The 25,921-nt window shown below is 38.7% G+C and carries 23 protein-coding genes and 1 pseudogene; 8 read left to right on the top strand and 16 right to left on the bottom strand.

Annotated features, from left to right (window positions below; genetic code table 11):
• Positions 1-108 precede the first annotated feature (108 nt).
• Positions 109-1,482, bottom strand: coding sequence for an MATE family efflux transporter (locus QUE35_RS03940; RefSeq protein ID WP_022600943.1), 1,374 nt, complete (start codon positions 1,480-1,482; stop codon positions 109-111).
• Positions 1,483-1,584: 102 nt separating this feature from the next.
• On the opposite strand from QUE35_RS03940, the gene QUE35_RS03935 reads away from it, so the two are divergent.
• A complete protein-coding gene (locus tag QUE35_RS03935) occupies positions 1,585-2,232 on the top strand; it encodes an HAD family hydrolase (RefSeq protein WP_022600944.1) in 648 nt (215 codons plus the stop codon).
• On the opposite strand, the gene QUE35_RS03930 is transcribed toward QUE35_RS03935, so the two are convergent.
• From QUE35_RS03930 to QUE35_RS03905, 6 genes are all read right to left on the bottom strand, one after another.
• Positions 2,229-3,395, bottom strand: a complete 1,167-nt coding sequence (locus tag QUE35_RS03930) for an MFS transporter (RefSeq protein ID WP_022600945.1) — start codon at positions 3,393-3,395, stop codon at positions 2,229-2,231. The two genes, QUE35_RS03935 and QUE35_RS03930, sit on opposite strands and share 4 nt — an antisense overlap.
• 8 nt (positions 3,396-3,403) lie before the next feature.
• On the bottom strand, positions 3,404-4,228 hold the full coding sequence (gene kdsA, locus QUE35_RS03925) for a 3-deoxy-8-phosphooctulonate synthase (RefSeq protein WP_022390436.1): 825 nt from the start codon (positions 4,226-4,228) through the stop codon (positions 3,404-3,406).
• Between the two features lie 57 nt (positions 4,229-4,285).
• On the bottom strand, positions 4,286-4,987 hold the full coding sequence (locus QUE35_RS03920) for a 16S rRNA (uracil(1498)-N(3))-methyltransferase (protein WP_031258486.1): 702 nt from the start codon (positions 4,985-4,987) through the stop codon (positions 4,286-4,288).
• Between the two features lie 19 nt (positions 4,988-5,006).
• Positions 5,007-6,326, bottom strand: a complete 1,320-nt coding sequence (locus QUE35_RS03915) for a NupC/NupG family nucleoside CNT transporter (RefSeq protein WP_022600947.1) — start codon at positions 6,324-6,326, stop codon at positions 5,007-5,009.
• Positions 6,327-6,419: 93 nt separating this feature from the next.
• A complete protein-coding gene (locus tag QUE35_RS03910; RefSeq protein ID WP_031258488.1) occupies positions 6,420-7,685 on the bottom strand; it encodes an MFS transporter in 1,266 nt (421 codons plus the stop codon).
• Positions 7,686-7,808: 123 nt separating this feature from the next.
• Positions 7,809-8,396: a bifunctional nuclease family protein gene (locus QUE35_RS03905; protein WP_022390440.1), complete on the bottom strand. Its 588-nt coding sequence runs from the start codon at positions 8,394-8,396 to the stop codon at positions 7,809-7,811.
• A 183-nt stretch (positions 8,397-8,579) separates the two neighbouring features.
• Here QUE35_RS03905 and QUE35_RS03900 point away from each other — a divergent pair, with 183 nt between their 5' ends.
• Entirely contained in the window at positions 8,580-9,242 is a 663-nt protein-coding gene (locus QUE35_RS03900; RefSeq protein WP_022600949.1) for an MgtC/SapB family protein, read from the top strand.
• Positions 9,243-9,273: 31 nt separating this feature from the next.
• Here QUE35_RS03900 and nudC read toward each other — a convergent pair whose 3' ends face one another.
• Complete coding sequence (gene nudC / locus QUE35_RS03895) at positions 9,274-10,077, bottom strand: NAD(+) diphosphatase (protein WP_081705651.1); 804 nt, start codon at positions 10,075-10,077, stop codon at positions 9,274-9,276.
• 139 nt (positions 10,078-10,216) lie between these two features.
• Here nudC and QUE35_RS03890 point away from each other — a divergent pair, with 139 nt between their 5' ends.
• Positions 10,217-10,927, top strand: coding sequence for a pirin family protein (locus QUE35_RS03890; protein WP_022600951.1), 711 nt, complete (start codon positions 10,217-10,219; stop codon positions 10,925-10,927).
• Between the two features lie 60 nt (positions 10,928-10,987).
• On the opposite strand, the pseudogene QUE35_RS13680 reads toward QUE35_RS03890, so the two are convergent.
• A pseudogene (locus tag QUE35_RS13680) lies at positions 10,988-11,593 on the bottom strand (AAA family ATPase).
• A gap of 108 nt (positions 11,594-11,701) precedes the next feature.
• Between QUE35_RS13680 and QUE35_RS03880 the strand changes: the two are divergent.
• On the top strand, positions 11,702-12,022 hold the full coding sequence (locus QUE35_RS03880) for an MGMT family protein (protein WP_022600954.1): 321 nt from the start codon (positions 11,702-11,704) through the stop codon (positions 12,020-12,022).
• Between the two features lie 165 nt (positions 12,023-12,187).
• Here QUE35_RS03880 and QUE35_RS03875 read toward each other — a convergent pair whose 3' ends face one another.
• The 3 genes from QUE35_RS03875 to QUE35_RS03865 are packed head-to-tail and all read right to left on the bottom strand — an operon-like array spanning position 12,188 to position 16,223.
• Positions 12,188-13,678: a UxaA family hydrolase gene (locus tag QUE35_RS03875; protein WP_022600955.1), complete on the bottom strand. Its 1,491-nt coding sequence runs from the start codon at positions 13,676-13,678 to the stop codon at positions 12,188-12,190.
• A gap of 2 nt (positions 13,679-13,680) precedes the next feature.
• Positions 13,681-15,117 (bottom strand): tagaturonate reductase, encoded by a 1,437-nt coding sequence (locus QUE35_RS03870; protein ID WP_022600956.1) that lies wholly within the window; start codon positions 15,115-15,117, stop codon positions 13,681-13,683.
• 32 nt (positions 15,118-15,149) lie between these two features.
• Complete coding sequence (locus tag QUE35_RS03865; RefSeq protein WP_009319308.1) at positions 15,150-16,223, bottom strand: LacI family DNA-binding transcriptional regulator; 1,074 nt, start codon at positions 16,221-16,223, stop codon at positions 15,150-15,152.
• A gap of 195 nt (positions 16,224-16,418) precedes the next feature.
• Here QUE35_RS03865 and uxaC point away from each other — a divergent pair, with 195 nt between their 5' ends.
• Together uxaC and QUE35_RS03855 are read left to right on the top strand one after the other, a co-directional pair.
• Positions 16,419-17,825 carry a glucuronate isomerase gene (uxaC, locus tag QUE35_RS03860; RefSeq protein ID WP_022600957.1) on the top strand — a complete coding sequence of 469 codons (1,407 nt, stop codon included), beginning with the start codon at positions 16,419-16,421 and terminating at the stop codon, positions 17,823-17,825.
• A 25-nt stretch (positions 17,826-17,850) separates the two neighbouring features.
• Positions 17,851-18,894, top strand: coding sequence for a sugar kinase (locus QUE35_RS03855; RefSeq protein WP_022600958.1), 1,044 nt, complete (start codon positions 17,851-17,853; stop codon positions 18,892-18,894).
• Positions 18,895-19,313: 419 nt separating this feature from the next.
• Here QUE35_RS03855 and QUE35_RS03850 read toward each other — a convergent pair whose 3' ends face one another.
• From QUE35_RS03850 to QUE35_RS03835, 4 genes are all read right to left on the bottom strand, one after another.
• The gene (locus tag QUE35_RS03850) at positions 19,314-20,498 is read right to left on the bottom strand and encodes a class I SAM-dependent rRNA methyltransferase (RefSeq protein ID WP_022389791.1); all 1,185 of its coding nucleotides are present in this window, start codon (positions 20,496-20,498) and stop codon (positions 19,314-19,316) included.
• A gap of 14 nt (positions 20,499-20,512) precedes the next feature.
• The gene (gene rseP, locus QUE35_RS03845) at positions 20,513-21,835 is read right to left on the bottom strand and encodes an RIP metalloprotease RseP (RefSeq protein ID WP_022600959.1); all 1,323 of its coding nucleotides are present in this window, start codon (positions 21,833-21,835) and stop codon (positions 20,513-20,515) included.
• Positions 21,836-21,862: 27 nt separating this feature from the next.
• Positions 21,863-23,020 carry a 1-deoxy-D-xylulose-5-phosphate reductoisomerase gene (locus tag QUE35_RS03840; protein WP_022600960.1) on the bottom strand — a complete coding sequence of 386 codons (1,158 nt, stop codon included), beginning with the start codon at positions 23,018-23,020 and terminating at the stop codon, positions 21,863-21,865.
• A gap of 62 nt (positions 23,021-23,082) precedes the next feature.
• Positions 23,083-23,907, bottom strand: a complete 825-nt coding sequence (locus tag QUE35_RS03835) for a murein hydrolase activator EnvC family protein (RefSeq protein WP_244925469.1) — start codon at positions 23,905-23,907, stop codon at positions 23,083-23,085.
• A gap of 322 nt (positions 23,908-24,229) precedes the next feature.
• On the opposite strand from QUE35_RS03835, the gene QUE35_RS03830 reads away from it, so the two are divergent.
• Together QUE35_RS03830 and QUE35_RS03825 are read left to right on the top strand one after the other, a co-directional pair.
• Positions 24,230-25,420, top strand: a complete 1,191-nt coding sequence (locus QUE35_RS03830) for an OmpA family protein (protein ID WP_022389787.1) — start codon at positions 24,230-24,232, stop codon at positions 25,418-25,420.
• A 79-nt stretch (positions 25,421-25,499) separates the two neighbouring features.
• Positions 25,500-25,799: a GNAT family N-acetyltransferase gene (locus tag QUE35_RS03825; protein ID WP_022600963.1), complete on the top strand. Its 300-nt coding sequence runs from the start codon at positions 25,500-25,502 to the stop codon at positions 25,797-25,799.
• The last annotated feature ends 122 nt before the right edge of the window (positions 25,800-25,921 follow it).

Genomic DNA, 25,921 nt, shown 5'->3' with positions numbered 1-25,921 from the left:
TTGAATTAAAATCGATAGTGTAGAATTGAATAAGTTTTAGCAGCTTTTTAGAGCCGGTCTAATTTTGTCCGGGTCAAATTTGAGAAAAATCCATATTTTTGTATGTTCTTATTGGACGGGTTCGTGTACAAAACTATTTTTCTTTTGTATTTTTTTGATATGTATCCATATTGCGATGATTGCCATTATAAAAGCAATAGAGTCGGCAACAGGAATACTTGCCCATACTCCGTTTGTTCCGAGATGAATTGGTAAAATCAACAGACACGGAATAAGAAATACCAATTGTCGGGAAAGAGAAAGTAAAATCGAAATTTGTGATTTCCCGATAGATTGGAAAAAATTTGTAATTACGATCTGGCATCCTACGACAGGGAACATAATTGTACATATTCTTAATCCGGTAGTTGCAATGTCGGTAAGCTCGTCATTTGTCGTGAACATAGCTACTATGGCGTGTGGGAAAATTTCATCTAAAATAAACCCGAAAGTCGTAATACATACCCCGGCGATGATTCCGTAGCGAAGAGTTTGTTTTACCCGGTCATACTGTTCTGCCCCGTAATTATATCCGATAATCGGCTGCATTCCTTGAGTCAGTCCCATAACGATCATTACGAAAAATGTGAGCATGCGGTTTACTATACCATAAGCACCGATGGCTAAATCTCCTCCATGACTCAATAAACTGTTGTTTATGATAATCACTACGCCACTGGCGCATACATTCATTAGAAATGGTGATAAACCGATAGATAAAATACTTACGATAATTCGCTTTTTAAGCACATAAGCACCCTTTTGAAAGTGTATAAAACTATTTTTATCCAGAAAATGATGGAGTACCCAGATCATTCCGCAAGTCTGAGAAATGATTGTGGCAAGAGCTGCGCCTTTGATACCCCATTTCAAGACAAAAATAAATATTGGAGCGATGATAATATTCGCTCCTACTGTAAACAATGCGGAAATCATTGCTTTTTTGGGGTATCCGGTAGCCCTCATGATATTATTGAGTCCGATAAATACATAAGTAATCGGTGTTCCGAGAAGAAGCACTCCCATAAAATCTCTGGCATAGGGAAGAGTCTCGGCACTTGCCCCGAAAAATAACAGAATCGGATCAAGAAAATATAGGGTGACGAGTCCGAACATAATACCGTTGAATATTAACATTAACAGTACATTGTGTAGGACGTATGTCGCTCGTTGCGTATCTTTTTGTCCCATATAAATAGAACTGATCGTAGCACCGCCGACACCTACCAGTACGCAGAATGCGACAATAAGATTCATTAGAGGAAAAGTTATTGCCAGCCCGGCTATTCCTAAAGCTCCGACACCATGCCCTATGAATACGCTGTCGATTATATTATAAAGAGAAGTTACAGTCATCCCTATAATTGCAGGGATAGAATATTGCAGCAAAAGCTTTCCGATAGGCCGCGTTCCCAAAATAAGGGGAGAATTTGATTTTGCCATATAATTTCACAATTATTTAGTGTGGCAAAGGTAGTGATTATTTGTGTAGTCAGTATGCTTTTATTTATTTTGCAGCGTTAAACAAATAAAAGATAAGATAAAATGAATCGTACGATTGCCGCACTATTTGATTTGGATGGAGTAATAGTTGATACAGAATCTCAGTACAGCATATATTGGAATAATGTGGGAGTGAAGTATTTATCTGATCCTGATCGTTTCGGTGATAAAGTAAAGGGAAATACATTGCGTCAGATATTTGAGAAATATTTTTCCGGAAGAGAAGAAATTCAGCAAGAAATTGTTGAAAATCTCGATAAATGGGAACACGATATGTCATACGATTACATTCCGGGTATCTTGGATTTTTTGAATTGCTTACGTAAAAATGATGTAAAAACGGCAATCGTTACAAGTTCTAATGATGTGAAAATGGCAAATCTTTATCGTGAGCATCCTGATATTAAATCATATTTTGATGTAATAGTAACCGCTAATCAGATATCTCGGTCTAAACCTGATCCTGAGTGCTATTTATTGGCGGCGAAGCTATTGGATGCAGATATTCAAAATTGTTATGTCTTTGAAGATTCTTTAGCCGGACTGGCTGCCGGGCGTGCGGCGGGTATGACGGTTGTCGGACTTTCTACGACTTTACCTTTTTCCCGGATAGAAGATAAAGCAGATATTGTAATTTCAGATTTTAGAGAATTTGATTTTGATAAATTGATGTCAATAAAACGCAGTTAGTTTTTAGGCAGGCTTTTGGACTTACATAAATAAATTGCAGAAGCAAGGAGAGACAACAGACAAATCAAAAGAACATACATCCCTGTTGATCCTCCGGTTAGGTCATTGATAATTCCGATGATTAAAGGAATTATTGCTCCACCCGATACGGCCATTATCATTAGTCCTGATATTTCGTTGGCTTTATCGGGACGGTATTGCAAAGCAAGGGAAAGTAATATAGAGAATACGTTTGCACATACCAGTCCGATAATAAAAATAGAAGTCAAGGCAATATATAATTGGGGAAATAACATCATTATAATGAAAATAATTACTCCGGTCGCCATTGTATAGAGATAGATATTTTCTGAGCGATATCGCAGTAACAGTACTGCTCCGATTAGAGATCCTATAATTCGGGCTGTAAAATAAAGACTCGATCCTAACCCCGCTTGTTGTAAAGGAAGTCCGCAACGTGTTTGAAGAAAATCCGGAACATAGACGTTGAGACCCACGTCGATGCCGACAAACGCAAAAAGTGCTAAGAATAGGATCAAAATGTGTCTGTCTTTTAGAAGTTGTAATATGGATAGATAAGAACTTTTTTTTGTGTCGTCGGTATTCCGTTCTGTAACGGGCGATTTATATAGCCATAGAATCCCGATTACGGTGATTACGGCATAAATAGGAAACGTGTTTTTCCAGTTTCCGGTCAGAAGCATAATTGTAGTTACCAGAATAGGACCTATTGCCGAAGAAACAGACCGGAAAAATTGTCCTAAAGTGAGACTGCTTGTAAGCTTGTTTTCCGGAACGACATCCGCTAAAAGAGGGTTGATGGAAGTTTGCATGACCGTATTTCCTATCCCTACCAAAGCAAAAGTCGTCAACATGGCAGGGAATGTATAACCGGTAATCGGGATCGAGAGAGCTATGAGTGTAATTATAAAACTTGCCAGCACACTGTTTTTTCGTCCTATTCGGTTCATTAGCATTCCGGAAGGAACAGCGAGGAAGGCAAAACTTATAAATGCGATTAATGGCAAGAAAGAAGATACGGAATCGCTTAACGAAAAATCTGCTTTTACATAATTAGCGGAAATTCCGACGATATCGACCAGTCCCATGATGAAATATCCGAAAAAGATTCCGGCTACCGTACTTCTGTTTTTTATCTGCATTTATCTTTTTATTTATCGAATTTATTGATTGTTTCCCGAATAGCCGTCAATCTCACTAATAACCCTTCTAATAAATCCAGACGAAGCATATTTGCACCGTCAGATTTGGCTTTTTCCGGTTCGGGATGAGTTTCCATAAATAATCCGTCTGCTCCGGTTGCTATTCCGGCACGGGCGATTGTTTCGATCAGTTGCGGCATTCCTCCGGTAACGCCTGAAGTCTGATTAGGTTGTTGAAGAGAATGTGTGACGTCCAGAATGACCGGATATCCGAATGATTTCATTTCAGGAATTCCTCGGAAATCTACTAATAAATCTTGATACCCGAATGTCGTTCCTCTTTCGGTGATCGCAACTTTTTTGTTTCCGGCATCAATGACTTTTTGAACGGCAAATTTCATTGCTCCCGGAGATAAAAATTGCCCTTTCTTTATATTTACGACACGACCTGTCTCTGCAGCAGCGACTAAAAGATCGGTTTGTCGAGACAAAAAAGCAGGTATTTGCAGTATATCTGCATATTCAGCTGCCATTCGAGCCTCTTCTGCCGAATGTATATCGGTAACAACCGGAATATTGAAAGTTTCTCCCACTTTTCGAAGTATCTTCAATGCTTTTTCATCTCCTATACCTGTAAAAGAATCTATTCTCGAGCGGTTCGCTTTACGATATGACCCTTTAAAAACATAAGGTATATGCAGACGGTCTGTGATCTTTACGATTGTTTCAGCAATATTTAAAGCCATATTTTCGCCCTCGATAACGCAAGGTCCGGCTAAAAGGAAAAAAAGACCAGAATCGGTATGTTTAAGTTTTTCAGTTTGCAGTAACATATCTGTTAAATTAATTGATGGTGCAAATATAGAGGAATAAATGAGAATTTAAGAAAATTATTGATTGATGACATGTATTGTATGACAGGCGACAATTCCGGCTGTCTCGGTACGTAAACGACTATTCCCCAGTGATATGGGTAAAAATCCGTTTTCGATTGCAAGTTCTACCTCTTCCGGGCTGAAATCTCCTTCCGGACCGATCAGTATAAGAGCATTATTTCCCGGTATATATCTTTGTTTTAACAAAATCTTGTCGCTTTTTTCATAACAGTGTGCTATGAATTTTTGCCCCTCAAAAGGACGAGTCACGAATTCCTTAAACGTCGTCATGCCGTTCAATTGAGGCAATGTCGCTTTTATAGATTGTTTCATTGCCGATACCAATATTTTTTCGATCCGTTCGGTTTTCACCTCTTTACGTTCCGAAAAACGGCAGCGGAGCAGGGTAATGGCATTTATACCTATTTCGGTACACTTTTCGGCAAACCATTCGATTCTGTCCATATTTTTAGTAGGGGCAATGGCTATATCTATTTTAATGGGACAGGGGCTTAGCGCTTGAATTTCTTCAACGATTTTTACACCGCATCGTTTGTGATGTGCGAGTGTGATAATTGCCTTATAAAATGTGCCTTTTCCGTCTGTGAGCATAATTTCAGTTCCTTCGGAGAGTCGGAGTACCTTTATGCAATGTTGGGATTCTTCTTCAGGTAATTCTTTGACGGATTTGATGTCCGGAGTATAAAATATGTGCATGAGTTGTATTTTTTTATGATTATCCAATGATCATTCCAACAATTGTGGCAGACATGCAAGAAGCTAAAGTTCCGCATATCATAGCTAAAAATCCGTATCGGGTTAATGTCTTTCGCTGGTCGGGCGCTAATACGCCTATACCTCCGATTTGCATTCCGATAGAGCTGATGTTAGCAAAACCGCACAATGCGAATGTCGCTATAATTATCGATTTTTCTTGAATAAATGTCCCTGCATTTTTCAGTATGTTCAGATCGGCATAGGCGACAAATTCGTTTAATACGATTTTTGTCCCCAGTAAGCTTCCCACATATCCGGTGTCGGCATTACAAACCCCCATGATCCATGCTATGGGGGTAAATATCCATCCGATAAGAGTCTGAAAATTAAATATAACAGGATGCTCTGCCATTTCGGATAACCATCGGTTTAAACCTGTATAGTGTCCTATAAGGTCTCCCAACAGATAATTGAGTAAAGCAACCATAGCTATGAATACAAGAAGTAATGCGGCAACCGTTACGGCAAGTTTTAGCCCTTCTATAGCGCCGTTTGAAATAGCGTCCAGTATGTTTTTCCCTGCTTTATCTCGGGGAATAGAAACTTCGATATGAGAAAGCGGTTCGGTTTGAGGAATTATAATTTTAGAAAAAACGATAGCTCCCGGTGCTGCCATAACAGAAGCTGAAATGAGATATTTGGCAAATTGCAGACGTGCGGTAGGATCATCACCTCCCAACATTCCGATATATGCCGCCATAACACCTCCGGATATTGTCGCCATTCCGACACTCATTACGAGAAACATCTCGGATCGGTTCATAAAAGGAAGATACCGTTTTACCAATATAGGAGCTTCGCACATGCCTAAAAATATATTTCCGGCTACGGTGAGCCCTTCTGATCCGGACAGTCGGAATATTTTACGGATGCACCAGCCGACTCCTTGTACGATTCGCTGTATAATGTTTAGATAATAAAGTAAACTGATAAGCGCAGAGAAAAAAATGAGCGTCGGGAGTACTTGAAAAATAAAAATGTATCCGACTTTGGATGTGTCGAGTAAACCTCCCGCAAGAAATGCTGTCCCTTGTCTGGTAAATTCGAGAATTTTTACAAATATTTTTCCAAGAAATTCAAAGAAAATTTGAAGTGCGGGAATATATAGCATCCCGAATGCCAATAAAATCTGAAGAGAAAGTCCTGTAACGACAATTTTCCAGTCTATTTTTTTTCGGTCCTTGCTTAATAGCCAAGCGATAAAAAGCAGAACGCATATTCCGAGTATTCCTCGTAGTACGGATGTTAATGTAAGTCCTTGTGCAGGAGTTATATACATATTGAATAAGATATTATTGATACCGGCAATATAAAAGAATTAATTTATATTGCCGGTAAATTTATTAAATATTTATCCTTGTTGAAAAGGATTTTATTCAAATTCTTTTGGATTATGCTTATATTTAAATACGATAGCAAATATAATTGCTACGAGCAGAGCATAGGAGGCAAAAACATACCAAGCAGATTGCCACTCGCTTACTTGCGGAATATTGCTGTTGAAATCTACAAAATAATTTACTACGGCCTGAGCTCCGAGAGTCCCTATTGTCGCTCCGAATCCGTTAGTCATGATGACAAACAGTCCTTGTGCACTGGAACGGATCGATATATCGGTTTCTTTATCGACATATAAAGATCCTGATATGTTGAAAAAGTCGAAAGCGACACCGTAAACAATCATGGAGAGAATAAACATCCATACTCCGTCTCCGGGATTTCCGAGTCCGAATAGTCCGAACCGGAGTACCCATGCCAACATGGCAATTAACATTACCCGTTTAATCCCGAATCGTCGCAGAACAAATGGTATCAATAAGATACACAAAGTTTCTGAAATCTGAGATAGTGAAATTAATATGTTTGCATGTTGTACGCCGAATGTGTCGGCATATTCGGGAATAGAACCGAAACTGCTGATATATGGGTTTGCGAACCCGTTAGTTATCTGCAATGAAACCCCTAATAACATCGAGAAAATGAAAAAGATTGCCATCTTCCTTTGTTTGAACAAAGTAAATGCTCGTAATCCTAAAGCCTCGACCAATGATTTGGTGTTATCTCCTTTACTTGTCGGACAAGCAGGCAGGGTCAGAGCGTATAATGCATATACAACACCGATAAGGGCACATGCAAAGAATTGTCCGTATGTGTCTTGCAATCCCAAAAGATCGACTGTCCACATAGAGCAGATGAAGCCGATTGTACCGAAAATCCGGATGGGAGGGAAATTTTTTATAGTGTCCAATTTTGCTTTGTCGAGTGCGGTATATGCAACGGAGTTGGAAAGGGCTAATGTCGGCATATAAAAAGCTACACTTAGCGAATATAGTGTAAATAAAACCGGAAATTCGACATTTGTTCCATAACTCATTCCGTAATATCCTGCTGCGGCCATGAATGAAGCAGCGAGAAAATGGCTTAGACTCAATAGCTTCTGTGCCGGTATCCAACGATCGGCAATGATACCGAGTATTGCAGGCATAAATAGGGATACAATACCCTGCATTGCATAATACATTCCGATATGTGATGCCTGGTTAATACTTACGAGGTAACTTCCCATAGATGTAAGGTATGCCCCCCAAACAGCGAATTGCAGGAAGTTCATTATGATTAAGCGAAGTTTCACGTTCATAGCACTATTTTTTATGAAATTTAGTGTAGTTAATTGTTTTTCAGGTAAAAATCCGGTCTTGTAAACCGGGATTATTCCGGTATAGGCGGACAATTATCGTACAAAACTAATAAATATTTATTACTAACCTTGTTTCTGTTCCCGTTTTTTTAGTTCTTGTTGAATAAGGGCTGCTTTTTCGTATGCTTCCATACGGACGGCTTCTTCCAAACGTTCTTTTAACTCTTTTGTCGAATAGTCGTTAAGATGTTTACGTTTGACTGTTTTTGTTTCTTCTTTCTTTTTTTCTTTGGGTTCTTCCTGAAATATGATGCCGGCTTCGCTGATAATTTTTTCTGTAGTATAAATGGGTGATTGGGTACGCAAAGCAATAGCAATAGCATCAGATGTCCGTGAATCTATTCTGATTTGGCGAGTTCCGTCATCGAAAAGCAATTCAGATGAGAAAACTCCGTCTTCATAGTGATAGACGAAAACTTCACGCAATCGAATTCCGAATCCTTGAGCGAAACTGGCAAACAGATCGTGAGTCATGGGACGAGGAGGAGTTAAATGTTCGAGTCGTATGGCAATAGACTGAGCTTCGGCAGTACCTATTATGATGGGAATACGCCGGTCTCCGTTTTCTTCTGCCAGTACGAGAGCATAAGCTCCATTTTGTATTTGGCTATATGTAATACCCATAACTTTGAGTTTTACCCGGTCATCCATGTTTGTTTGTTTTACTGTTTTATATAAGCAAATATAAATAATTTATTTGTGGATATGAAAACTTTTTTATCGAATGTTCTGTATTGAAAAATGACTGGAGGTATTGTCGATTTATCTTTTGTAAGGTTATCGTGTTTTGTTTATATTTGTAGTTTCGATAGATAATTAAAAAGGGAGATTATTATGTTCTGGGAATTTGTATTAAGATTGTTTGTTGCTGGAATCCTTGGTGCTATTATCGGACTTGAGCGAGAGTATCGGGCAAAGGAAGCCGGATTTAGGACACATTTTCTTGTTTCTTTGGGCAGTGCCCTTATTATGATTGTATCTCAATATGGTTTTCAGAATGTCTTAGGAATGCCGTCGATGAGCCTTGATCCGAGTCGTGTGGCTGCTCAAGTTGTTACAGGTATAGGTTTTATAGGGGCTGGCACGATAATTATACAGCGGCAGTTTGTGCGAGGACTGACTACTGCTGCCGGAATATGGGTTGCATCGGGCATAGGTTTAGCAATTGGTGGCGGAATGTATGGTGTAGGAATTGTGGCGACCTTTTTTACATTATTGGGATTAGAACTGTTGACGGTATTGTTTAAACGTATCGGTTTGCATAGTTCTTTTGTGCAGTTTTCTACCGGACAGCAAGAAAATTTGCAGAAAATAACCAATATGATAGTTCATTCAGAAGGCCGTATAACGAATTATTCGGCCCGTAAAGAATTTCAAGGGGAGCGTCAGGTTTATTGTGTCAGTATGGTAATTAAAACTCGGGATAACGATAAAGAGGGAGATATTTTTACTTTTATCCAGAACCTTCCTGATTTGATGATTGAAAAAATAGAATGATTTTTGAGGGTTGCCTAAATCTTCGAATCCTTTATTTTGTTTCATCACTGTTTTGTTCTAACCACCAGTCGATCATTTTGCGTGCCAGACTTAATTTGTGAGGAAGTTCCGGTAAGTTATCTCGTGTATAAAATGCACCTGAGCTAAGTTCATCATCTTGCAGTTCGATTTTCCCACTTTCATAATCGGCTATGAATCCGACCATTAATCCACTTGGATAAGGCCATGACTGGCTACCGAAATAAGAAATGTTCTTTATCTTTAACTGAGTTTCTTCCATGACTTCTCTGGCAACACACTCTTCGAGATTTTCTCCGGTTTCCAGAAATCCGGCAACCAGACTATTGAATGTCCCTTTGAAATTACGAGCGTGAACTAATAAGATAGAATTTGCTTTTCGAATCAATACCAATATTGCTGTTGAAATGGCAGGGTATAATTCTTTCCCACAAGAAGGACATCGTTTCGTTATGTCATTCTTTAGTTCCATTAAGTTTCCGCATACCGGACAGAATCGGCTGTTTTTGTCCCAATGGAGAATTTCAAAGGCTTTTCCGGCGCTTTTATATGATTCTTGCGGTAGATAATCATAAGATGATCGTAAACCGATCCATTCATATTGCTCCGAGACAGAAATAGGTTTTGTCACTCTGAATGTTTTGGCTTGATGCCCTGGTACAGGTACATTTAAAACAGGAATATCTATTTCTCTTTTTAGCGGAGACTCTGGCGTATAGGGTATTTGGTGTTTTCCGTTTTTTTTCTCAATTAGTAATTGATCGTTGTAAAAGATGAACCAGTATATTTTTTCGTTTGACATAATATGAGTGTTCATTGCTGATTTTCGATTTTGTCGTAAAGTTACGTATTATTATGCAACATTGTACGGTTTATGATTGTTATCAATAGATATAAGTCTGACGAAATTATTTTATCGGAAAATTTAAACAGGCTCTAAGTAAAAGAAAATTATTATGAAAAAAGTTGTAGATAGAGCTTCTTCAAGGGGCTATTTTGATCATGGTTGGTTAAAGACATACCACACTTTCAGTTTTGCAGATTATTATAATCCTACGAGGGTGCATTTCGGAGCATTACGTGTTTTGAATGACGATTGGGTTGCTCCTTCACAAGGATTTGGAGCGCATCCGCATAAAAATATGGAGGTTGTGTCTATTCCTTTGAAAGGAAAACTTCGTCATGGAGACAGTGTTGCAAATACCCGGACAATTACTCCGGGAGATGTTCAGGTAATGAGTACCGGAAGCGGAATTTTGCATAGCGAATATAACGGTAGCGATAAAGAGCCCGTAGAATTTTTGCAAATATGGGTATTACCGGATAGAGAAAATACACCTCCGGAGTATAATAATTATAATATCAGAGGATTATTGAAAAAAAATGAATTGGCTCTGTTTATATCACCAGACGGTAGCACTCCGGCCTCTATTTTGCAGAATGCATGGTTTTCTATGGGAAAATTCGATGCAGGAAAGATTATTGATTATAAAATACATGATAAAAATATGGGTGTTTATATTTTTATTATTGAGGGGAAAATCGAGGTTGCAGAAGAGATTCTTTCGAAAAGAGACGGCATCGGAATTTGGGATGTTTCTGATCTAAAGATAAATATTATAGAACACTCTGATCTTTTATTAATAGAAGTGCCGATGATATCGTGATCTGAGAAATTGGATATTTTATATAAAAAAATATCCATAAGAATTGCATGAAAAGTCCATCTAAAAAAAGGTGTAAAGATGGTTTTTGTTGTACATGTTGTTAATAAATAAGTGTTTAAAAATGTGTTTGTTGAGGTTTTCGACAATCCATTGAGCCCGCTTTACCGGTATTAGACGAGGAACGATGATTGTTTGGTATCCAAATTCTTCATATACGTTTTTTAGGGTATGATATGTGCGTTCAGCTTCTTTAAAGTCTTGCTTCCGTTCGGTATCATTCGTATAAATTTCTTCTCATGGGGGAAATAAAAAGACTTTCGGATTATATCTATATTCGTGTGCCGCTTTTTTCAATGAAGTAGTTATGGGAATATTTATTAATCGGCAGTAACCTAAAATGTCGAGTATGCCTCTATCAAAGAAACATGTTTTTTGAACATGAACAAGTTCTTCGAAATCGGTGATCGCATGCAAAAACATTAGTCGTGCATAACGGGAGACGTTATTCCATGGGACGGCATCTCCGAGGCTTTTTATTTGTTTTTGAATGATATTTCTTCCAGTTTCTTCGACGGTCAGATACCCCATATCTGATAATAGTTTGAGCACGGTCGATTTTCCACTACCTGGTCCTCCTGTAAGAATATAAAAATTAAGATTTTCCATTTGCATTATAAATTAAGTTTATGATTTTATTTTTGCCTTACAAAGTTCTTCTTCATAAAAATTCTGATATTATTTTTGTCTCTAAAATAATATCTATCGAATTCGAAGATGAATAAAAATGAATTTATTATCGGTGTTTATGATGTTATAAAGGAAATACCTCGGGGAAGTGTTGTGACATATGGTCAGGTAGCCCGACTATTGGGAAAGCCTCAGTGTTCTCGTATGGTGGGGCAGGCGATGTCTCGAGCTCCGAAAGAATTGCATCCATTTTGTCATCGGGTAATAAACAGTCGGGGACGGTTAGTTCCCGGCTGGGAAGAACAACGGAATTTACTTGAAAAAGAGGGTATAACTTTCAAAAAAAATGGTTGTGTAGATTTGAAAAAGCATAATTGGAGAGAAGTAGCAATATTGCCTAAAATGTGAAAGTTATAAACTATCGTTTTTTTGAAATAAAAATAAATGTCTGATTTGTATTTTTTTATCAGAAAATTATACGGGCTGTAAGAGAAAAGAAGAACTTGACAGAGAAAAAATAATTAGAAATGTACCCCGGAAATATTGTATTTAATTCCCGGGGAACATTTCTAATTATAAAGTCACCCCGGACTTGAAAATAGCGATTTCACGGAATCCGTTCAATTCATTGTTTACACGCCTACCGCTTGCGACATCGATAACAAAACGAATAAATCGTTCGGCAATATCATCCATAAGATCGTTTTCAACAAGCGATCCGGCGTTAAAATCGATCCATTTCGGTTTGTTTACAGCCAACTTACTATTAGTTGAGATTTTCATAGTCGGGACAAAAGAACCGAAAGGCGTTCCTCTTCCCGTAGTAAAAAGCACCAACTGGCAGCCTGCAGAAGCTAAAGCCGTTGCAGCCACCAAATCATTCCCCGGAGCACTTAAAAGATTCAGCCCCTTGGAATGAATACGCTCTCCATACATCAAAACATCCTTTACCGCCGATTTTCCGCATTTCTGAGTACACCCCAGAGACTTTTCCTCAAGAGTAGATATGCCTCCCGCCTTGTTTCCCGGTGACGGGTTCTCATAAACAGGTTGATTATTAGCCAAAAAATAGTCCTTAAAATCATTGATAAGATGTACCGTTTTATCGAATAACTCAGGCGTCTCGCAACGGTTCATTAAAATCGTTTCAGCGCCGAACATCTCAGGCACTTCGGTAAGAACAGATGTACCTCCCTGAGCAACCAGAAAATCAGAAAATACCCCCAAAAGAGGATTCGCCGTAATACCGGAAAATCCGTCTGATCCGCCGCACTTCAACCCAACTTTCAGTTCGCTTAAAGGAACTTCCACTCTTGCATCCTGAGAAGCGATATCGTATAATTGTCTCAAGATGTTCATGCCTTCCTCATATTCATCATCAACCTTCTGACACTCCATAAAGCGAATGCGCTCGGCATCATATTCCCCCAACAAATCCTTAAAAGCACTTAATTGATTATTCTCACAGCCCAACCCGACGACCAGTACTGCGCCGGCATTCGGGTGCAGTACCATATCTCGTAATATTTTGCGTGTATTCTCATGATCATTTCCCAGTTGAGAACATCCATAATTATGAGGAAAGGCAACTATTGCATCTACATTTACCTCCCCGGTCTCCCGGCGGAGAGAATCAGCCAATCGGTTAACAATCCCGTTGACACATCCGACCGTAGGAATCACCCATATTTCATTCCGGATACCGACCTCACCGGTTTTACGACGATACCCCATAAAAGAAAGATTCCTGTTCGGAATATTCAGTTCCGCCAACTTAGGAGAATACGAATACTCCAGTACCCCCTCCAGATTCGTTTTGATATTTCTTTCATTGACCCAAGCACCTTTAGTGATTGCACAACGAGCATGCCCGATAGCATATCCGTATTTAATAATATCCTCGTTCTCGGCAAAATCTTTAAGTGCTACTTTATGACCGGCCGGAATATCTTCTTGCAGGAAAATATCCTTTCCATCCACCGAGATACACACCCCCTTCTTCAAGGGATCTATGGCCACGGCAACATTATCAGCCGGATTTATTTTTAAAAATTTCAATCCCATATTTAAAGAATAGATTTAACAGTTTCAATCATGCCCTTATCTTGAATCATTCGGAGATATTCGGACAACTTTTCGGTCAATCCCGGAATCAAATTTAAATCCTCCCCCCAGATAAATTCAGCACCTAACACCCCCTTAGCTACCTCCATAGGACATCCGTCAGTCCAAAGATTTTTCAATAAGTCTATAATCTCTTGGTCATCTTTAAGTACGATCTCGTCATTCCCCCGTTTTCCGCCTTTGTAATAGGTAACGATACCGGCTAAGCCTAAAACCAGACCCGAAGGCAATTCCTTTTTTCGTTCCAGGAAAATTTTCAATCCCGGCAAATCCCGAGTTTTAAACTTCGGAAAAGAATTAAGCATGATGCTGGTTACGAAATGTTTGACAAAAGGATTACGAAACCGTTCCATAACAGCATCGGCAAATAGAATCAACTCCTCCTTTGGAAGATCAAGAGTCTCAAGTAACTCACCATACATTACTTTTTTTACAAACTGTCCGATGACCGGATCTTCACAACATTCTTTTACGGTATTCAGTCCCGCCAAATATCCCACTGGAGACAAAACCGTATGAGGTCCGTTCAGCAAAGTAACTTTCCGATCATGATAAGGTTTTTCGCTCGGAACAAATAATACATTCAAACCAGCTTTGTCTGCCGGAAATTCTCTCTCTACCGTTTCCGGTGCTTCGATAACCCATAAATGAAAAATCTCACCTTTAACAACCAACTTATCATCCAGTCCGATCCGGTCGAGAATTTGACCGATTGTATCGCGCGGATAACCCGGAACAATACGATCCACAAGCGTACAGTAAACGCCGCAGGCGGTATCGAACCAATGTTTAAAATCCTCCCCGAGATTCCATAGCTCGATATATTGATCGATACACTTTTTCAACACCTTTCCGTTATCGAAAATCAGTTCGCACGGAAAAATAATCAACCCCTTATCCATTGCACCATTAAACACTTTGAAACGATGGAACAGAAGTTGCGTCAATTTTCCCGGATAAGATTTAGCCGGCGCATCCTCCAGTTTACAAGAAGGATCAAACGCGATTCCGGCCTCGGTAGTATTGGAAATGACGAAACGCATCTCAGGATTTTCGGCCAATTTCAAAAACTCATTATATTGCGCATAAGGATTCAATCCCCGGCTCACCACATCGATCAACTGGATGCTGTCCACTTCTTTACCGTTCTGTAACCCCTGTAAATTAACATGATATAAACCATCCTGTTCATTAAGCATATTGACCATGCCGTTTTCGAGAGGTTGAACGATAACAACGCTGCTATTGAATTCAGCCTTTTGATTCATGTTGTAAATGATCCAATCGACAAAAGCCCGTAAAAAATTGCCTTCACCGAATTGGATGATTCGTTCAGGATACTTGTTCGCTTGGACGTTGGTTCTGTTGAGCTGTTTCATAAGATAAAATTATTAGGTTGATATTAATTAATTTATATTGATTGAAAATCAAGGTAGAAGTCGATATTTTCACTTGTCAGAATATCTATCGGCATGAAATTTTTTCGTTTTATTTCATTTTTGAATATTTTATATTCACATAAGGCTTTCATCCCTCTATAACTTTGGATTTCGGGACGTTGGGCTAACAGATAATTGACTTTCCCCGATTTCAGGGCTTTGACATTTTTTTGTAGTAGGTCATATCCTATAAATTTTATACCTGAGATATTCATTTTCTCCAGATATTCCGTAATCAGATATACTTTTGAGTTGAATGTTATCGCTTCTCGTATATGGGGATGCTGTTTGAAAAAATCTTTTATAATTTTTAGATTGCGGGTATGATCTTGAGCATATATTTTAATAGAAAACAACTTGGCTGTCGGAAGATGTTCTTCTATATACCGTTTGAATCCATTTATTCGTAGTTCTGTTTGGTTAGAACCTTTATTCCCGGATCTGTAAACTTGAAAGATCGCAATTTCCGAGTTTGGAGAAGCATCGCTTAATAATAATTTGGCAGCAAGATAACCGCTTTGTAAAGAATCCATTCCGAAATAGGCAAGAGAATGTATTTCTTCCATATCCGAATCGATAAGAACGTATGGAATTTCTTGAATCTCTAATTGTTTTGCTAATGAAATGGACTGCTCTTTAAATATCGGGGCAAGTAAAACAGCATCCGGAGTCAGCTTTAGGACTGTTTCTATTGCTTTTTCAAACGATGTGCTGTCATATTGATTGAAAAATATCTGTTCTACAGAGATATTTAAGTCCAGAAACTCATGTGCTGCTTGATCTACTCCTTTTTTTATATCGCTCCAATATTCTCCCTCGTTAGATTCCGGTAATAATGTAACAAATGTGTATCTTTTTTTTGAAGCGAGAGCTGAAGCATAAATGTTGGGTTGATAATTTATCTCTTTGAGAACTTTTTCAACTTTTTCGCGGCTTTTAGCCGAAACCTCACCTCGGTTATGCAATACGCGATCGACTGTCCCGGTAGATACATTGGCTAAACGGGCAATATCTTTGATTCGTATTTTATCCGGCAAGCTTTTCATATTGCTTATATATTGTTATTCGTGCGTGCACACGGTTTATAATTTGTAATTTCATCTGCAAATATACAGAATATTTTTGTGTTTCAAAAAAAAATCGTAATTTCGTGCCCGAACACGGAATTTATTTGATAGGGCTGTGTTTTCAATTTGCTATGTCGTTTTTTGCATTTATACATCATTTAAAAATACTCTATTATGAAAAACTTTATGGATGAAAATTTCTTGTTGCAAACGGAAACTGCACAGAAATTGTATCATGAACATGCGGCAAAAATGCCGATTATCGATTATCATTGCCACTTGATTCCGCAAATGGTTGCAGATGATCATAAGTTCAAATCGTTAACCGAAATTTGGTTGGGTGGAGATCATTATAAATGGCGTGCTATGCGTACCAATGGGGTAGAAGAACGCTATTGTACGGGAAAAGATACTTCTGATTGGGAGAAATTTGAGAAATGGGCAGAAACAGTTCCTTATACAATGCGTAATCCTCTTTATCATTGGACTCATTTAGAATTGAAAACTGCGTTTGGTATCGATAAAGTTCTGAATCCTAAAACTGCCCGTGAAATTTATGACGAATGTAATGCTAAATTAGCTTTGCCCGAATATTCTGCTCGAGGGATGATGCGCCGTTATCGTGTTGAGGTTGTATGTACGACTGATGACCCTGTAGATTCACTTGAATATCATATTAAAACTCGTGAAAGTGGCTTTGAGATTAAAATGCTTCCGACTTGGCGTCCAGATAAAGCTATGGCGGTAGAGATTCCTGCAGATTTTCGTGCTTATATAGAGAAATTATCTGAAGTAAGCGGTATTGCAATTTCTACTTTTGACGATATGATTGCCGCATTGCGTAAGCGCCATGACTTTTTTGCGCAACAAGGTTGTAAACTTTCGGATCATGGTATAGAAGAATTTTATGCTGAAGACTATACTGATGCAGAAATCAAGGCTATTTTCAATAAGGTTTACGGAGGAAAAGAACTGACTCGCGAGGAGATTCTGAAATTCAAATCGGCAATGTTGGTTGAATTTGGTGAAATGGATTATGAAAAGGGGTGGACTCAGCAATTTCATTACGGGGCTATTCGAAATAATAATACAAAAATGTTTAAGTTATTAGGTCCTGACACCGGTTTTGATTCTATCGGAGAATTTACGACAGCTAAAGCAATGTCCAAATTTTTGGATCGTTTAAATACTAAGGGAAAACTGACAAAGACGATTTTATATAATTTAAATCCTTGTGCTAATGAGGTGATAGCTACCATGCTGGGAAATTTTCAGGATGGTACTATTCCGGGAAAGATACAGTTCGGCTCCGGATGGTGGTTCCTTGATCAAAAAGATGGTATGGAAAAGCAAATGAATGCTCTTTCTTTGTTAGGATTGTTGAGCCGTTTTGTAGGTATGCTTACCGATTCACGTAGTTTCCTTTCTTATCCTCGTCATGAATATTTCCGTCGTACTTTATGTAATTTGGTGGGTAAAGATGTCGAAAACGGAGAGATTCCTGTTTCAGAGATAGATCGGGTAAATCAGATGATAGAAGATATCAGCTATTATAATGCAAAAAAATTCTTTAATTTTTAATTAATCATATCTATTTGAAAGCTATATGAGCAAAAAAGTAGTCACATTCGGAGAAATCATGTTGCGGTTGGCCACACCGGGTTACCAACGCTTCAGTCAGGCAACGGAATTCACCGCCACATTCGGAGGGGGAGAAGCCAACGTATCGGTATCGCTGGCCAATTACGGTATGGAATCGGAATTCGTAACCCGCCTGCCCCAAAACGATATAGCCAGAAGTTGCGAGATGGATCTCCATAAACACGGAGTAAAGACCGATCATGTCATTTACGGAGGCGACCGTCTGGGAATCTATTTCCTCGAAACGGGAGCGGTAGCCCGTGCCAGCAAGGTGGTTTATGACCGGGCACATTCGGCGATCGCCGAAATCAAACCGGGTATGATCGACTGGGACGAAGTCCTCAAGGGAGCGGACTGGTTTCACTGGACCGGTATTACCCCCGCACTTTCACAAGGTGCTGCCGACGCCTGTCTCGAGGCCATACGGGCAGCCAACCGTCTGGGCGTAACCGTATCGTGCGACCTGAACTACCGGAAAAACCTGTGGAAATACGGCAAACAGGCATCAGAAATCATGCCCGAGCTGGTAGCCGGCTGTGATGTCATACTGGGAAATGAAGAGGATGCGGAAAAGGTATTCGGTATCAAACCGGAAGGTTTCGACGTTGCACAGACCAATGGAGAAGTGAATGCCGCCGAATTCGAGTCGGTATGTACTCAGTTGATGAAACGTTTTCCCCGAGCCCAAAAAGTCATCATTACGCTCCGCGGCTCGATCAACGCCAACCACAACACATGGGGCGGTGTATTGTACAGCGGCGGGAAACTGTATCAATCCCCGCGTTACGATATTACCCATATTGTGGATCGTGTAGGAGGAGGCGACTCATTCATGGGCGGACTTATCTACGGGTTATTGACCTATACCGGAGACGATCAGAAAGCACTGAACTTTGCCGTAGCGGCATCATGTCTGAAACATACCATTTACGGAGACTTCAATTTGGTAACGGTAGAAGAAGTCGAGAAACTGATGAGCGGTGATGCTTCGGGTAGAGTGTCGAGATAATTGACAATATAGTTTATATACTGAAAAACGGTTGCGAGGATTATCTTGTAACCGTTTTGTTTTTTTTGGGGTTAGCATTATAAGCTGTTTTCAAAATTTGTGGCATATATATAAAAAGAAAAGGTTGTCATCTCGACAACCAATCTTCGTTAACCTTAAATCTAATACCATGAAAAACACATTACAAATGTAGAGATAATATTTAATACGGCAAGGGATCGTACAAAATTTTGTATGCTATTTAACATGTTTTTTGATATTAGTGTATTGGATACGCTTATTTTTTGATTTATAAAGATTATTGTTTGATAAATCTTTTGAAGTATGAAGTGGGTATAATAGTAAAAGGTGTACACGACAGGTGTACACCTTTTATTTATTCGAATATTTTTAGACAGTTTCTAAAGAATTGATGCAATTTATTCTACATATAGGACTAACCCTTTTAAATATTCGCCTTCGGGGTGATAAATATTTACTGGATGGTCTGCTGGCTGAGTCAATTGATGCAGTATTCGTACACGTCTTTTAGATTGAGCTGCTGCACTGAATACAGCTAACCGGAAATTTTCTTTAGTAACGACTTGCGAACAGGAGAATGTGAAAAGAATGCCCCCCGGTTTTATTTTTTCAAAAGCTTTTGCATTAAGTTTTCGGTATCCTTGCAAAGCGTTGTGCAAAACATTTTTATGTTTGGCAAAAGCCGGAGGATCGAGAATGATCAGATCATACTGATCTCCCATTCTGTCGAGATATTTGAATGCATCTTCTGCGAAAGCTTCGTGCCGTCTGTCTCCGGGAAAATTCAGCTCTACATTTTTACAAGTCAGGTCTATCGCTTTGGCAGAACTATCGACCGAGTGAACAAGTTTAGCTCCGCCTCGCATGGCATAGAATGAGAATCCTCCAGTATAACAGAACATGTTCAATACCGAACGATCTTTAGAATAATGTTCGAGTAATGATCGGTTTTCCCGTTGATCGACAAAGAAACCGGTTTTTTGTCCTTTTAACCAGTCTACATGAAATTTTAATCCGTTTTCTATTGCTATATTCCCGGCATCGCCTCCGATCAAATATTCATTTTCCGGGTCGAGTTGCGCTTTGTAAGGGAGTGTGGTTTCTGATTTGTAATATACATTTTTTATTTGTTCACCCATTACATCGGTTAATGCTTCGGCAAGAATATGTCGGGCAAAATGCATACCGGGATCGTGTGCTTGCATTACGGCGGTTTTGTCATAAATATCTATGATTAGACCGGGAAGAAGATCTCCTTCTCCATGTACAAGACGATATGTATTATTTTGTTCTCCCCGATTGAGTCCGATGCTGTTCCGCAGATTATAAGCAACTTGTAACCGTTTCTTAAAAAACTCTTTATCGATAATTTCTTGTTCGAAAGAGAGTATTCTTACCGCTATACTGCCGATTTGGTAGTGTCCTATAGCAATGAAGTTCCCTTTATAATCTGTAACTTCGATAATATCACCCTCTTCCGGTTGTTTTTCAAAATGATGGATTGCTCCGGAGAATACCCATGGATGAAAGCGTTTAAGAGACTCTTCTTTTCCTGGCTTTAATATGACTTTGGTATAATTCATTTTTGTATGTAAGGTTATTTAAAAATAAATCGGAATAAGTCATTTCCGTTAGCATATATCAATAAACCGAACAACAGTGCCATACCTGTGATTTGTGCATACTCCATAAATTTTTCATTCGGTTTTCTGCGGGCAATAACTTCGTATAAAAGAAATAATACATGTCCTCCGTCAAGCGCCGGAATCGGCAATATATTCATAAACGCAAGGATTATAGAAAGGAATGCAGTCATTTCCCAGAATGCCTGCCAATTCCATACGGAGGGAAATATGCTTCCGATTGTTCCGAATCCGCCTAAACTATTTGCCCCTTCTTTAGTAAAAATATATTTGAGATCACTTACATAACTTTTTAGAGTAGAGAATCCTTTAGATATGCCGACAGGGAATGATTCCCAAAATCCAAAATGTTTTGTTACAAGAGGATATATTTCGTAAATAGGAGTGAGGCTTATACCTATTTTACCGTTTTTATCTACTGCCACAGAGGCGTTTTGTTCTTGTCCGTCTCGGTAAAATGTGATATTTACGTTTTTCCCTTTGTTTTGATTTAATAAATCGAGCATAATCGGAATATCCGGAATCGCTTTCCCATTTATAGCAGTCAGGCTGTCTCCGCTTTGCAGTCCGGCTTCGATTGCTCCGTTCCCTTTTATTGCTTCTTTAACTACTACAGGATTTCGGAACGAAGCGAATTTTTCGTTTGCCCCGATTAATTTTAACATAAATTCATCCGGCATGGTGATTGTTTCTGTTTTACCGTTACGGATGACTTCTACATTTTTAGCTTCAGCAATATTACGGATCATATCGCCTGATAATGTAGTCAATTCTTTTCCATCGGCTTTTATGGGGATATCTCCATCTTCAAATCCGGCTTTATGTGCTGTTTCGCTGAATGATAATCCGGCTTTGGCGTTTTTTAGAGGTAGATAAGACTCTCCCCAAGTAAAAGTTATCATAGAATAGATAAAAAGCGCCAGAATAAAGTTGAACAGTACCCCGGCAATCATGATCATCAGCCGTTGCCCGGCGGGTTTAGATCTGAATTCCCATTCTTGTTCGGGCTGAGCCAATTGTTCTTTGTCCATAGACTCGTCTATCATACCGGCTATTTTCACATAACCTCCTAATGGTAACCAGCCGATACCGTATTCCGTTTCACTGTTTTTAGGTTTGAATTTAAAAAGAGAGAACCAAGGATTAAAAAAAAGATAGAATTTTTCGACTCTTACTTTGTAGATTCGGGCGAAAATAAAATGCCCGAATTCGTGAACGATGACAAGAATCGATAAACTTAATATTAACTGTAAGGCTTTAATTAAAAATGTCTCCATTATTTTTTAGTCTAAATTTATTTCGTTTTAAAAAGATATTATTTTCTCCCGTGTTAGTCGGCGTGCTTCTGCATCGGTCGATACATAATCGTCATAAGACGGTGATTTTATGAAAGAGACCTGTTGCATTATATCGGCGATAATATCTGCCATTTGTAAAAATCCGATTTTATCTTTTAGAAAAGCATCTACGACAACTTCGTTTGCAGCATTCAATATACATGGTATATTTCCACCTTGTTTCATTGCTTCATATGCGTAATTTAGAAGGGGGAATTTGGTAGTATCCGGATGCTCGAATGTCAGATGAGCATATTGAGACAATTCCAGCTTAGGAGATTGGTTTTTCAGTCGGTTAGGATAAGAAAACGCATATCTTATCGGTAATTTCATATCCGGCGTTCCCAATTGAGCTTTTATAGCTCCGTCTTCGAATTGTATCATGGAATGTATAATTGATTGAGGGTGTACGACAACTTCTATTTGTTCCGGTTTTACGTTGAAAAGCCATTTGGCCTCGATAACTTCAAATCCTTTGTTCATCATAGAAGCCGAGTCTATAGTAATTTTAGCACCCATATTCCAGTTGGGATGTTTCAATGCTTGTTTTTTCGTAACATGTTCTAATTCTTGTCGTGACATTGTTCGAAAAGGACCTCCGGAAGCCGTTAATATGATTTTATCTATCGGATTATGCATTTCTCCGGTTAGACATTGAAAAATGGCGGAGTGTTCCGAATCTACCGGTATTATTGGTGTGCGGTTTTCATGTGCCAGTTGATTTATCAGTTCTCCGGCAACGACCAACGTTTCTTTATTTGCAAGAGCTATTGTCTTACCGGCCTTTATCGCTCGTATGGTCGGATATAGACCTGCATATCCGATCATGGCTGTAAGCACCATGTCGATGGGTTCTGATTCGACTATTTGAGCGATGGCGTCATGTCCTGCATATACTTTAATCGGCAGGTCTTCCAGTGCATCTTTAAGTTTAGGATAAAGAGATTCATTAGCGATAACTACCACTTCGGGGCTAAATTTTCGTGCTTGTAAAATAAGCAGATCCACATTGTTGTTAGCAGTAAGTGCATATACCTCGAACAAGTCGGAATGCTCTGAAATTACTTCCAAAGCTTGTGTGCCGATCGATCCGGTAGAACCCAGTATAGCAAGTTGTTTCTTCATTCTCCTTTTTATTTTCACCTGTGATTTGTTTATCACTGATGCAATATCTTATTTGTGTGTCGTTAAAATGCAATATAATCTTCGGGATTCAAAGCCTGTCCCATGTGCCATAACTGAAATTCTACAAGAGGAGGAAAAGAGTCCTTTGTTCCGTTTCCGGTAAGAGCGATAACCTCTCCGCCCGAAACTTTATCTCCGATAGATTTTAGAAGTTCGGCATTATATTTATATATAGATATAAAGTTATTGCTATGCTGAATTTCGATTACATATCCGTAATCTACTGTATACCCTGCCGAAATGACCGTGCCGTCTAAGGTTGCAGCTACCGATACTCGTTTCGGGGCAAGAATGTCAATGCCGAAGTGATTGTTTTCCGGATTGAATTTTTGTTTGATCACTCCTTTTATCGGAGCGAAAAAAATAAATCCGTCAGTCGGAATCGTCTGATTAAGCACATTAAGTTTATATTTCTCTTCTTCTTCATAGCGTTGCATGAAACTTGTCGTAGCCTGTGATTGAGTCAGAAAAGAATCAGTCGGGAAAGAAAGCAGAGAATCTTTGATGTTCCGTATCGAATCTATTTTGACATTTCCGGTAAGTATGTTAGTTAGATTTTTCAAGTATGCGTCGTTTAATTGCATAGCCTGGTTCAAAGAATCGATACGTAATGCATTATCCATAATTTTTACCCGTGTTTCGGTTTTCAAATATCCGGGTAAATAATTTTTTAACGGAGTCCCGACAATCAGATACATTGCTCCAGAAAAAATGATGATAACCAATGCCGAAAAAAACAGAAAAGCTCCTAATCGGGACAAACGAAAAGTCCATACCTCTTCCAATGTATTTTCATTGAAGAAGGAAAGCTTATATTTTGATCGCATTTTTTTCCAAAATGCTTTAAATTTATTTCTTTTGGCCATATATGAATGTATCCGTTCCCGAACTTGCAAATTTAGTAAATAATACGATATCCGAAACCGCATTTCTTTTTTTTATCATTTCTCTTTATTTATGAAATAATGTCTTTCGTTTATTTTAATATATGATTTTAACAATATATGTTGAACCTATTTTGACATTAACTTGTTTTACAGTCACAATAAGAATACAACGCTGTTCGCGATATTCATGGTAAACCGGTTATTGGTATATATGAATTTTTGTCCCGGACGCAATATTTTGTAAACAATAAAATATTTGAAAATGAAAACGAAACATGTTCTTTACTCATTTGCATTGGCGGCGATAGCATCGTTTGCTTTTGTTGAAACCGGGTCGGCTCAGGTTACTGTGGTCGAAGAAGAGGTGACTGTTACTGAACTGATACCCGGAAAACCCTATTATTATGCTCCGAAAGTCGGGAATAATTGGTATTTGTCTCTCGGTGCTGGTGCTCAGACTTTTCTTACCGAGCATAAAGGTGATCCCAGTTATACTTTGGCTATGAGTTTGGCTTTAGGTAAGTGGTTGAATCCTTATGTAGGTATTCGGTTGAATGCTATGGGCGGGTCTTTACATACCCATTGGCCGACAAAAGAGATAATGAATCATACCCGTTATGCAGCTGTTTATGGAGATTTGATGTGGGATCTTACTAGTACTTTGGGAGGATATAATGAAAAGCGGGTGGTATCTATTATTCCCTTTGCTGGTATTGGGGGAGCTTTTGCATTCAAAAATCCTGAAGCTGGTCATCGGACATATGCCTTTCCCGTGTCTATCGGTATGAAACTGAATTTTCGTTTATTTCACTATCTTGACTTCTTCCTTGAAGGTAGGGCAAATGCTATGGGAGACCATTTTAATGGTGTTGTAGAAGGGAAACAAGTAGAGTCTATCGCTTCTCTTATCGGAGGTTTTACCGTTAAATTCGGAAAGACTCGTTTCAAAGCTTATGATCCTTATGCTGACCGTATGATTATCAATGATTTGAATGGTAAAGTAAATAATTTGCGTTCTGCTTTAGAGACTTGTGAAGCACGGGAATGTCCGCCATGTCCTGAAGTCACTGTTACCGAAGTTGTTACAGTTCCAGAACCTGTTCAGACTTGTAATCCGGATCTGTCGATTGTTGTTCGTTTCAAGATCAACAGTGCTGTTGTGTCACAAGAAGAGATGGTGAATGTCTATAATATTGCCGATTGGATGAAGAGAAATCCGAATTGTAATGTGACAGTAGCCGGATATGCCGATAAAGAAACCGGAACACCGGCTTACAATATGCAGTTGAGTAAAAAACGTGCAGATGCGGTTGTGAATATATTGACTAAAAAGTATGGTATTAACGCTAACCGAATAAAGATGGTTGCTAATGGTAGTGATACTCAACCTTATCCGAAGAATAATAACTGGAATCGTATTGTAATATTTTCGGGATCAGCATCTCAAAAATAAAGGTTTAATAGTTAGATAGAAAGCTGTCCTCTTTGGGGCAGCTTTTTTTATAGAAAATTTGAATAACGACAGAAAAAAGATGACAGATTATAAGTTGATAAATAATGAGAATAGTCGTCGGTATGAGTTTCAAATAGACGGATTTATTCCGAAGATAGAATATATTTTATCCGAAAACGGAGAAATTTATCTGACACATACTGAAGTCCCTCCTGCTTTAGAAGGAAAAGGTATCGCCTCTCAACTTGTGTTGAAGGTGTTACAGGACATAGAACATAAAAATCTGAGATTAGTTCCTTTGTGTCCTTTTGTTGCAGGTTATATTCAAAAGCATCCGGAGTGGAAAAAGTTGATTATGAGAGGTGTTAGAGTAGAATAAATTATTTTGATTACTATTTGAATTTCGTACGAGTCAGTTTTGAGAATGTTTTTATCGGAAAATTTAAGCGATTTTTGAGATTAAATAATTAAAAAAGACAGGATACTATCTTACTTATAAGG

Origin of the sequence: Coprobacter fastidiosus (assembly GCF_030296935.1) — a bacterium.
Lineage (GTDB): Bacteria > Bacteroidota > Bacteroidia > Bacteroidales > Coprobacteraceae > Coprobacter > Coprobacter fastidiosus.
Note: the sequence above shows the minus strand (reverse complement) of the source record. Positions and strands in the feature narration are given on the sequence as shown.

Bases quoted from the DNA above. Each gene is read 5' to 3' on its own strand.
- QUE35_RS03940 (WP_022600943.1), bottom strand. From the start codon at position 1,482: ATGGCAAAATCAAATTCTCCCCTTATTTTGGGAACGCGGCCTATCGGA.
- QUE35_RS03935 (WP_022600944.1), top strand. From the start codon at position 1,585: ATGAATCGTACGATTGCCGCACTATTTGATTTGGATGGAGTAATAGTT.
- QUE35_RS03930 (WP_022600945.1), bottom strand. From the start codon at position 3,395: ATGCAGATAAAAAACAGAAGTACGGTAGCCGGAATCTTTTTCGGATAT.
- kdsA (WP_022390436.1), bottom strand. From the start codon at position 4,228: ATGTTACTGCAAACTGAAAAACTTAAACATACCGATTCTGGTCTTTTT.
- QUE35_RS03920 (WP_031258486.1), bottom strand. From the start codon at position 4,987: ATGCACATATTTTATACTCCGGACATCAAATCCGTCAAAGAATTACCT.
- QUE35_RS03915 (WP_022600947.1), bottom strand. From the start codon at position 6,326: ATGTATATAACTCCTGCACAAGGACTTACATTAACATCCGTACTACGA.
- QUE35_RS03910 (WP_031258488.1), bottom strand. From the start codon at position 7,685: ATGAACGTGAAACTTCGCTTAATCATAATGAACTTCCTGCAATTCGCT.
- QUE35_RS03905 (WP_022390440.1), bottom strand. From the start codon at position 8,396: ATGGATGACCGGGTAAAACTCAAAGTTATGGGTATTACATATAGCCAA.
- QUE35_RS03900 (WP_022600949.1), top strand. From the start codon at position 8,580: ATGTTCTGGGAATTTGTATTAAGATTGTTTGTTGCTGGAATCCTTGGT.
- nudC (WP_081705651.1), bottom strand. From the start codon at position 10,077: ATGAACACTCATATTATGTCAAACGAAAAAATATACTGGTTCATCTTT.
- QUE35_RS03890 (WP_022600951.1), top strand. From the start codon at position 10,217: ATGAAAAAAGTTGTAGATAGAGCTTCTTCAAGGGGCTATTTTGATCAT.
- QUE35_RS03880 (WP_022600954.1), top strand. From the start codon at position 11,702: ATGAATAAAAATGAATTTATTATCGGTGTTTATGATGTTATAAAGGAA.
- QUE35_RS03875 (WP_022600955.1), bottom strand. From the start codon at position 13,678: ATGGGATTGAAATTTTTAAAAATAAATCCGGCTGATAATGTTGCCGTG.
- QUE35_RS03870 (WP_022600956.1), bottom strand. From the start codon at position 15,117: ATGAAACAGCTCAACAGAACCAACGTCCAAGCGAACAAGTATCCTGAA.
- QUE35_RS03865 (WP_009319308.1), bottom strand. From the start codon at position 16,223: ATGAAAAGCTTGCCGGATAAAATACGAATCAAAGATATTGCCCGTTTA.
- uxaC (WP_022600957.1), top strand. From the start codon at position 16,419: ATGAAAAACTTTATGGATGAAAATTTCTTGTTGCAAACGGAAACTGCA.
- QUE35_RS03855 (WP_022600958.1), top strand. From the start codon at position 17,851: ATGAGCAAAAAAGTAGTCACATTCGGAGAAATCATGTTGCGGTTGGCC.
- QUE35_RS03850 (WP_022389791.1), bottom strand. From the start codon at position 20,498: ATGAATTATACCAAAGTCATATTAAAGCCAGGAAAAGAAGAGTCTCTT.
- rseP (WP_022600959.1), bottom strand. From the start codon at position 21,835: ATGGAGACATTTTTAATTAAAGCCTTACAGTTAATATTAAGTTTATCG.
- QUE35_RS03840 (WP_022600960.1), bottom strand. From the start codon at position 23,020: ATGAAGAAACAACTTGCTATACTGGGTTCTACCGGATCGATCGGCACA.
- QUE35_RS03835 (WP_244925469.1), bottom strand. From the start codon at position 23,907: ATGCGATCAAAATATAAGCTTTCCTTCTTCAATGAAAATACATTGGAA.
- QUE35_RS03830 (WP_022389787.1), top strand. From the start codon at position 24,230: ATGAAAACGAAACATGTTCTTTACTCATTTGCATTGGCGGCGATAGCA.
- QUE35_RS03825 (WP_022600963.1), top strand. From the start codon at position 25,500: ATGACAGATTATAAGTTGATAAATAATGAGAATAGTCGTCGGTATGAG.